At 69.9% G+C, this 8,197-nt stretch carries 8 protein-coding genes and 1 pseudogene; 4 read left to right on the top strand and 5 right to left on the bottom strand.

Annotated elements, in window-relative coordinates; genetic code table 11:
* Positions 1-1,127, top strand: a 1,127-nt coding sequence (locus tag AC2W7C_RS10125; RefSeq protein ID WP_486001329.1) for a helicase-related protein, incomplete at its 5' end; no start/stop codon positions are given.
* Here the strand turns inward: AC2W7C_RS10125 and AC2W7C_RS10120 are convergent.
* The 5 genes and pseudogenes from AC2W7C_RS10120 to kdsA form a co-directional block, all read right to left on the bottom strand.
* Complete coding sequence (locus AC2W7C_RS10120; RefSeq protein ID WP_486001330.1) at positions 1,124-1,528, bottom strand: hypothetical protein; 405 nt, start codon at positions 1,526-1,528, stop codon at positions 1,124-1,126. The two genes, AC2W7C_RS10125 and AC2W7C_RS10120, sit on opposite strands and share 4 nt — an antisense overlap.
* Positions 1,529-1,661: 133 nt before the next feature.
* Positions 1,662-2,183, bottom strand: a pseudogene (locus tag AC2W7C_RS10115) (DUF3089 domain-containing protein); the annotation flags it as partial.
* Between the two features lie 47 nt (positions 2,184-2,230).
* Complete coding sequence (gene rfaD, locus AC2W7C_RS10110; protein ID WP_486001328.1) at positions 2,231-3,232, bottom strand: ADP-glyceromanno-heptose 6-epimerase; 1,002 nt, start codon at positions 3,230-3,232, stop codon at positions 2,231-2,233.
* Positions 3,229-4,683 (bottom strand): D-glycero-beta-D-manno-heptose 1-phosphate adenylyltransferase, encoded by a 1,455-nt coding sequence (gene rfaE2 / locus AC2W7C_RS10105; protein WP_486001327.1) that lies wholly within the window; start codon positions 4,681-4,683, stop codon positions 3,229-3,231. Before rfaE2 ends, rfaD begins: the two co-directional genes overlap by 4 nt.
* Positions 4,684-4,702: 19 nt before the next feature.
* Positions 4,703-5,602, bottom strand: a complete 900-nt coding sequence (gene kdsA / locus AC2W7C_RS10100) for a 3-deoxy-8-phosphooctulonate synthase (protein WP_486001326.1) — start codon at positions 5,600-5,602, stop codon at positions 4,703-4,705.
* A gap of 161 nt (positions 5,603-5,763) precedes the next feature.
* Between kdsA and AC2W7C_RS10095 the strand changes: the two genes are divergently transcribed.
* The 3 genes from AC2W7C_RS10095 to AC2W7C_RS10085 all read left to right on the top strand — a co-directional run.
* Positions 5,764-6,984: a class I SAM-dependent methyltransferase gene (locus AC2W7C_RS10095; protein WP_486001325.1), complete on the top strand. Its 1,221-nt coding sequence runs from the start codon at positions 5,764-5,766 to the stop codon at positions 6,982-6,984.
* 46 nt (positions 6,985-7,030) lie between these two features.
* Positions 7,031-7,726, top strand: a complete 696-nt coding sequence (locus tag AC2W7C_RS10090) for a DUF4189 domain-containing protein (protein ID WP_486001324.1) — start codon at positions 7,031-7,033, stop codon at positions 7,724-7,726.
* Between the two features lie 4 nt (positions 7,727-7,730).
* The coding region (locus AC2W7C_RS10085; RefSeq protein WP_486001323.1) for a rhodanese-like domain-containing protein at positions 7,731-8,197 on the top strand (467 nt) is incomplete at its 3' end.

Raw genomic sequence — 8,197 nt, 5'->3', positions numbered from 1 at the left:
TGATCGTTCTGCACGTCGATGACGACACGAATATTCGGGCTCTCACCGCCCTTGCGTTCGACCTCGCGGGCGACACGCCCGCCGAACGTCGCCCGCGCCTGGCCGCCCTGGCGTCCGGAGAGGCCCAGGTCGCGGTCGGGACCCACGCCCTCTTCCAGGACGCGGTCCGCTTCGACCGCCTGGCCCTGGCGGTCATCGACGAGCAGCACCGCTTCGGCGTCAATGAGCGCCAGCGGCTGCAGGCCAAGGGCGATCCACGCACCGGCGGCGTCCACCTGCTGACCATGTCCGCCACGCCCATCCCGCGCACTCTGGAGCTGACCCAGTACGGCGAGCTGGACGTCTCGCGCCTGACCGAGAAGCCGCCCGGGCGCACGCCCGTCGCCACCGCCGTCCTGCCCCAGGCCCGGATCGGCGAAGTGGCCAAACGGCTAAAGGTCGCGCTGGACGGCGGGGCCCAGGCCTACTGGATCTGCCCCCTAGTGGCCGAAAGCGAGGCCTCTGACCTCGCCGCCGCCGAGGCCCGGGCCGCCGACCTGCGCCGAATCCTGGGCGTCGAGGTCGGCCTGGCCCATGGCCAGATGCCCGGCGCCGAGCGCGAGGCGGTGATGGCCGATTTCGCCGATGGCCGCACGCCGCTGCTGGTCGCCACCACGGTGGTCGAGGTCGGGGTCGACGTGCCCAACGCCTCGATCATGGTCATCGAGCACGCCGACCGCTTCGGCCTGGCCCAGCTGCATCAGCTGCGCGGGCGGGTCGGACGGGGCGCCAAGGCCTCGACCTGCCTGCTGCTGTACGGCGGGAGCGACGACGGCCAGGGCGCGGCGCTGGGCGAGACGGCGAAGACCCGTCTGGAGATCCTCAGGCGCACCGAGGACGGCTTCGAGATCGCCGAGGAGGATTTCCGGCTGCGGGGCGGCGGCGACCCTCTGGGCCTGAAGCAGAGCGGCTTTCCGGCCTATCGCTTCGCCGACCCGATCCGGCACCGCGCCCTGCTGCTGGCCGCCGCCGACGACGCCCGCCTGGCCCTGGGCCGCGACCCCGACCTGATGTCCCCCCGCGGCGAAGCGGTGAAGGTACTGGAGGCGCTGTTCGACTGGCGCAACGACCGGCTGGGTATCGACTAGACGGGCGGGTGCGACACGCGCCACGCCGCCAGGCGCGTCTGCACATCCGCTTCAATGTCCCCATAGAACAGATTGTACTGGCCCGACTTTCTCCGATCCGCCCAACTGCCGCCGTCCTTGAACGCCTCCTGTGGCGGGTCGGTATGGCGCAGCAGGCCTTCGCGGCACTGGGTCGCCACCTCGCGGGCCCTCAGCGCCGGCCGCGCGCCCCATTCCAGGCCCGTCGCGTTGGTCGCCCCCCGATGGGCCCGCGCCTCGACAGGCGCGCGGTCCGTCGAGCCGGTCACCGGGTTCACGCAGAGCGCCGGCCGGCCGTCCAATTCGATCAGGCGGCCGCGTTCGTCCCAGATCAGCGCCCGCCCCAGACGTCGTCGCGCCGCGCCGTCGTTGGTCTCGCCCACCGACGACCAGCCGACGATGCAGCCGACCTGATCGCGCCGCGCGCAGGCCGGCACGGCCGGCGACAGGGAGCTCGGCGGCGGCGACGACGTCCATCAGATAGACCGCCGCCAGCCGGTTCCGGACGGCCGCGTCGCCGGCCACCCGTTCGCGCACCAGCCGCTCCAGCAGTTCCCCGCCCTGCTCGGCCCCCGCCAGGACGATCGGTCCCCTCGGATGCCGCGCGATCCAGGCGTCGAACGCGGCGGCGACGTCCCCATAGGCGAAGGCCCGCGCCTCACGCGCATCCTCCCGCAGGGTCAGGCGAGTGTAGAGGCTCGCCTGGCGGTAACGCGGCGCGCTGACGGCCCCGGCCCGAGCGAAGGGGCCGACGTAGTTCGGAATGACCACCCGCCGCAGCCAGGCGTCGGCCTTGCGGTCGCCGATCGGCCCGTTCCATTCGCGCCCGCCCTCGTAGGTCGTCGGATGCACGAAGAAGATCGCCGCATCGCCTGCGTCCGGCGTGCGCGCCTCTCTCAGCGCCCAGGCCTCGGCCCGGGCGTAGTTGGGCGCCGGGGGAGGCGTATAGGTCTGGAACGGCACCTGCGGGTCCAGGCCCGCCTTCAGGATATCGCCGCGCCACACCGCCACCGCGATGGTCAGCAGCGCCACGAGCATCAGGCCGATCCAGCCGACCCACTGGCGAAAGGTCAGCCCGCGCCCTCTCATCGATAGGGATCCGCCTGGTCCAGGAAGCCCTGGACGTAACGCCGGACGCCCTCCTCCAGCGGCGTCGACTGCCCGGTGAAGCCCGCCGCCCTGACCCGGTCCATATTGGCCTGGGTGAAGTACTGGTATTTGTCGCGGATCGACAGCGGGGTGTCGACATACTCGATCCGCGGGGTCTTCCCGGCGGCGGCGAAGGTGGCGTTGGCCAGGTCCAGGAACGACCGCGCCTGTCCCGAACCAGCGTTGAACACGCCCGACACGGCCGGAGCTTCCAGCAGCCACGCGATCACGTCGACCACGTCGTCGACGAAGACGAAGTCGCGCATCTGGCCCCCGTCGGCGTAGTCCGGGTTGTGCGACCGGAACAGGGTCACCGGTTCGCCGGCCTGCACCTTGGGCCAGATCTGGGCCACGACCGACTTCATGCCGCCCTTGTGGTACTCGTTCGGCCCATAGACGTTGAAAAATTTCAGCCCCGCCCACTGGCTGGGAGCGTGGCCTTCCTCCGCCTGTTTCACGGCATACTGATCGAACAGGTATTTCGAATAGCCGTAAGCATTTAGAGGGCGAAGCGCAGACAACGATTCAAGATCGTCGTCGTCGTCGAAGCCCTGATCGCCGTCGCCATAGGTCGCCGCGGACGAGGCGTAGATCAGACGGGCGTCCCTGAGTGCGCACCAGTCCCACAGATCGCGCGACAGACTGAAGTTGGTGCGCAGGATCAGATCGGCGTCGGCCTCGGTGGTCGACGAGATCGCGCCCATGTGCACCACGGCCTCGATCCGTTCGGCGTGCCGCTCCAGCTTCTCGAACAACTCCTCGGGCTGCCAGAAGTCGGCGATCCGGTGCTTGGCCAGGTTCCTCCACTTGCCCAGCGCGGCTTCTTCCAGGCGATCGCACACGACCACGTCGGCGCGATCCTCCGCGCACAGGCGCGCGACGATGTTCGAGCCGATGAAGCCCGCGCCGCCCGTCACCACGATCATGCGCCGGCTCATTGGTCGTCCTTCATCTTCGCGATCGTCCGGGTCGTGGAATAGCCGTCCTCGAACGTCGCCAGCCTGACCTCGCCGCCCCAGCTCTCGACCAGGTCGCCGCCGACCACGCCCTCCCGGGTGTAGTCCGCGCCCTTGATCAATACGTCGGGACGCAGCCGCTCGATCAGGGCCAGCGGCGTGGGATCGTCGAAGCTGGTCACCCGATCCACGCTGGCCAGGCCGCCGATCACCACCGCCCGGCTGTCCAGGTCGTTGATCGGGCGGCCCTCGCCCTTGAGCCTACGCACCGATGCGTCGGTGTTCAGCGCCACCACCAGCCGGTCGCACCATGATCGGGCCTGGGCCAGATAGGCGACGTGGCCTCGGTGCAGAATGTCGAAGCAGCCATTGGTGAAGCCGACCTTCAGCCCCTGCCGTTTCCAACCCTCCACGACGTGGGCCAGCTCCTCCAGCGGCATGACCTTGGCGTGGGCGCCCGAGGCGTGCTGGCTCATCTCGGCGTCGATCAGTTCGGCGGGGCTAACGACCGCCGTGCCGGCCTTGCCGACCACCACCCCCGAGGCCAGGATCGCGAACTCCACCGCCGTCTCCAGCGACGCCCCGGCCCCCAGGGCCAGGCCCAAGGCCGCCAGACCGGTGTCCCCGGCGCCGGAGACGTCGAACACCTCGCGCGCCCGACCCGGGAAATGCCGGGCCGGCTGGCCGCGCCGCATCAGGCTCATCCCCTTGCCGGCCCGCGTCACCACCACGGCCTTGGCCGTCGTCGCCGCCAGGAGGGCCGCCAGCGCCGTCTCGACCTCGGCGTCGGTCTCGACCGGCAGGCCCGTCGCCCCGGCCAGTTCGCTGGCGTTCGGCTTGATCAGGTCGACCTCGCCATAGCGGGCGAAATCCCGGCCCTTGGGATCGACGATGATCGGCGCCCCGGATTTCTGGGCGGCGGACAACGCCTGTCCGATCATGGCGTCGCTGACCACACCCTTGGCGTAATCCGACAAGAGATAAACGGAAGCCCCGATGAAAGCGTCGCTTTCTGTCGCCAAAATGGGCGCATCCTCCTCGTCCAGCCGCAGCAGTTGCTGGCCGGCCGCGACGAACCGGGTCTTGACGATGGTGTCCACGCCGGCGCGACGTTCGATGGCGTCCTCGACCCCGTCCTCTGCGGCGATCAGCGCGGCCAGTTCGTCGCCAGCCGCGTCCCGCCCCGCGACCGCGCCCAGCCGGGCGACCCCGCCCAGGGCCGCGACATTGCGGGCCACGTTGCCGACTCCGCCCGGCATGGCGATCCGGCGCCGCGTCCTGAGCACCGGGATCGGCGCCTCGGGCGAGATGCGACTGACCTCGCCGTAGACGTAGCGGTCCAGCATCAGGTCGCCCACGCAGGCGACCTTCAGCCCGCGCACGCGCTCCAGCAGCGCCTGCAGTTCGCCGAGATCGAGGGTGCGGTCCGTCATCCCCGCCGGACTATCGGATTCACGCGGCCTTCGCCATCCGCGCCTTCGACAGGTCGTCGTAGGCGATCAGGTCGGCGGCCAGCGCCTCGAACTCGCTCAGCGGCACCATGTTCGGCCCGTCCGACGGCGCGTGGTCGGGATCCTGGTGCGTCTCCATGAAGACGGCGTCGACGCCCACGGCCACGGCGGCCCGGGCCAGGACCGGCACGAACTCGCGCTGGCCGCCCGAGGACGTGCCCTGCCCGCCCGGTTGCTGGACGCTGTGGGTCGCATCGAAGACCACCGGACAGCCGATCTCGCGCAGCACCGGCAGGGCGCGCATGTCCGAAACCAGGGTGTTGTAGCCGAAGCTGGCCCCGCGCTCGCAGGCCATGACGTTGGGGTTGCCGGCGCCCGTCACCTTGGCGATGACGTTCTTCATGTCCCACGGGGCCAGGAACTGGCCCTTCTTGATGTTGATCGTCTTGCCCGTCGCCGCCGCGGCCAGCAACAGGTCGGTCTGGCGGCTGAGGAAGGCTGGGATCTGCAGCACGTCCACGGCCTGGGCGGCGATGCGGCAGTGCTCTTCGGTGTGCACGTCGGTCAGCACCGGCATGCCGGTCACCTCGCGGATCTCGGCGAAGATCGGCAGCGACCCTTCCAGGCCGAAACCGCGCGCAGCTGTGGCCGAGGTGCGGTTCGCCTTGTCAAAGCTGGTCTTGTAGATGATCCCGACGTTCAGCCGGTCGCCGATTTCCTTGAGCGCATGCGCCATCTCCAGGGCGTGCTCGCGGCTCTCCAGCTGACACGGCCCCGCGATGAAGACGATCCGCTGGCCGCCGCCGATGCTGACGGGGCGCTTCACATCCTTGATGTCGATGACGGCGTTGGGCTTGGACACGGCGGGTTCCCGGACAGCGGATGGAATTGCACGGCTCATGCCGCGCTTCTGGGGCGATCAGGTGGCGTTTGCGAAGGCCCGGCGCAACCTACCACGGCCTTTCGTCGCGTGACCACCGAACCTGACGAGATCCGACGACGCCCGCCCCCGTACAACCTCCAGGGTTGACGCCCGGGGACAGGCTACCCAACATCTCTGGCATGACCTCGGTCACTGCCGATCTGCATCAGATCACCGCCCGCACCCCGCGCGGGTTCGCCCTTCTGCTGCGCCTGCTGGCCTCGAACTGGACCTTCGGCCGCCTGACGGTCCTTTTGCCCAACGGCGAGACTCACGCCCTGGACGGCGCGGAGCCCGGTCCGTCCGCCGTCCTCGACATCCGCGATTACCGGTTCGCCCGCCGCGTGCTGGCCAGCGGCGACATCGGCTTCGCGGAGGGCTACATGGCCGCGGAGTGGGAGACGCCGCATCTGGCGCCCTTGCTGGAGGTTCTGGCCCGCAACTACGACAGCATCCGTCGCCTGTTCGACGGCCATCCCGTGATCAAGGCGGTCAACTGGCTGTCGCACCGGATGAACCGCAACAGCCGCAGCGGCTCGCGCAAGAACATCCACGCCCACTACGACCTGGGCAATCCGTTCTACGCGACCTGGTTGGACCCCTCGATGACCTATTCGTCGGCCCGCTTCGCCGCGGCGGGTCAATCCCTGGAGGCGGCCCAGCGCGAGAAGTACGCCTCGTTGGCTCGGATGATGGACCTGACGACGGGCCAGTCGGTGCTCGAGATCGGCTGCGGCTGGGGCGGCTTCGCCGAATTCGCCGGCCGCGAGATCGGAGCCAGGGTCACCGGCATCACCATCTCGCAGCAGCAGTACGACTTCGCCCGCCAGCGCATCTTCAACGCCGGTTTGACGGACCGCGTCGATATCCAGTTGATCGACTACCGCGACGTCCAGGGCCGTTTCGACCGTGTGGCCTCCATCGAGATGTTCGAGGCCGTCGGCCAGGAGTACTGGCCCGCCTACTTCGGCAAGATCCACGAGGTGCTGGAGCCGGGCGGCCGGGCGGGCCTGCAGATCATCACCATCGACGACGCCTATTTCGCCGGCTACGGCAAGCGCACCGACTTCATCCAGAAATACATCTTCCCGGGCGGCATGCTGCCGTCCGAAGCGGCGCTCAAGCCGGTCGTCGACCAGGCGCGGCTGGGCTGGCGCGCCGTCGAGCGCTTCGGGCTGGACTACGCGGAAACCTTGAAGACCTGGGACGAGCGCTTCCAGGCCGCCTGGCCCGAGATCCGGCAGATGGCCGGCTTCGACGAGCGCTTCCGCCGCCTGTGGCGCTTCTACCTGGCCTATTGCGAGGCCGGCTTCCGCTCGCGCCGCACCGACGTCATCCAACTGGCGCTCGAACGAACCTGACCGCTCGGCCGCGCGCCGATTTCAAATGCCTGGAGGGGAACCGGAAATGACGTCGTGGACCAGGGGCCTGCTGGCCGCCGCTTTCGTTTCGGCCGGCGCATGGCTTGTCGCGCCCGCGGATTCCTGGGCCCAGGACTTCCCGTGCAACGGCACCCCTGGCGAATACGTCGTCGGCTTCTCCGGCGCCGGCGGCGGAGTGAACACCTCGGGACAGGGCACGCCCATCTGCCGGGCGCCGGCCGCCGGGTCCAACCGCGGCCCGGCCGAGCCGCCGCCGCGCGGCGTCCCGGTCTATCTGCCGATGCCCGGCGACAACGCCCGCACGGTCGATAGTTTCATCGCCATCGCCTCGCACCGCGACGGCAAGGACTACTGGGTCACCTGGAACCAGCGTTCCTCGGAGGTGGCCGAGCGCATCGTTTTGGAGGCCTGCACGGCGACGCTGGGAGAGGGCTGCCAGATCGACAAGAGCGGCGCGAACGGCTCCATCGTTATCGGCCAGGATCCGGAGGGCGGCATGTGGATCGCCAGCAGCGGCTCCGGAGAGGAGACCGCGCTGGGCATCCTGGAGCGCAACTGCCCGACCTGCCAGCCGATCAAGCGCTACACCAGCAGCCCCTGGCAGGAGGCGGCCTACGTCCTGCCGTCTGACCACGCTGCGATCGACGCGCGTCAGACGCGACAGGGTTACGACTTTCCGGCCTTTTCGCGCGTCGCGCCGCCGCGGCCCGCGCCGAACTAGGCCCATGCCGCCCGGGTCGTCCCCCCTGATCTCGACCGAGGCGCTGGCGGCTCGGATGGGCGAGCCTGGCCTGCGCATCTTGGACGCCAGCTGGCATCTGGATGGCCGCGACGCCCGGGCGGACTTCGCCGCCAGACGAATACCGGGCGCGGCCTTTTTCGATCTGGACGCCATATCCGATCAGGACAGCGCCCTGCCCCACATGTTGCCGTCCGCGGCCTCGTTCGCCGCCTCCCTGGGCCTGCTCGGCGTCACCCAGGACAGCGCCGTGGTCGTCTACGACACGGCCGGCCTGTTCTCGGCCGCCCGCGCCTGGTGGATGCTGAAGGTCATGGGCGCGCGGGACGTACGCGTGCTGGACGGGGGCCTGCCCAAATGGCGCACCGAGGACCGCCCGCTCGAAACCGGCCCGGCCGCCGCCCCGGCCTTCGCCGTCTTCAGCCCGCGCCTGGACGGCGAAGCGGTGGCCGG

It is taken from the genome of Brevundimonas sp. CURTG3B2_SDJG, from assembly GCF_057364705.1.
Note: the sequence above shows the minus strand (reverse complement) of the source record. Positions and strands in the feature narration are given on the sequence as shown.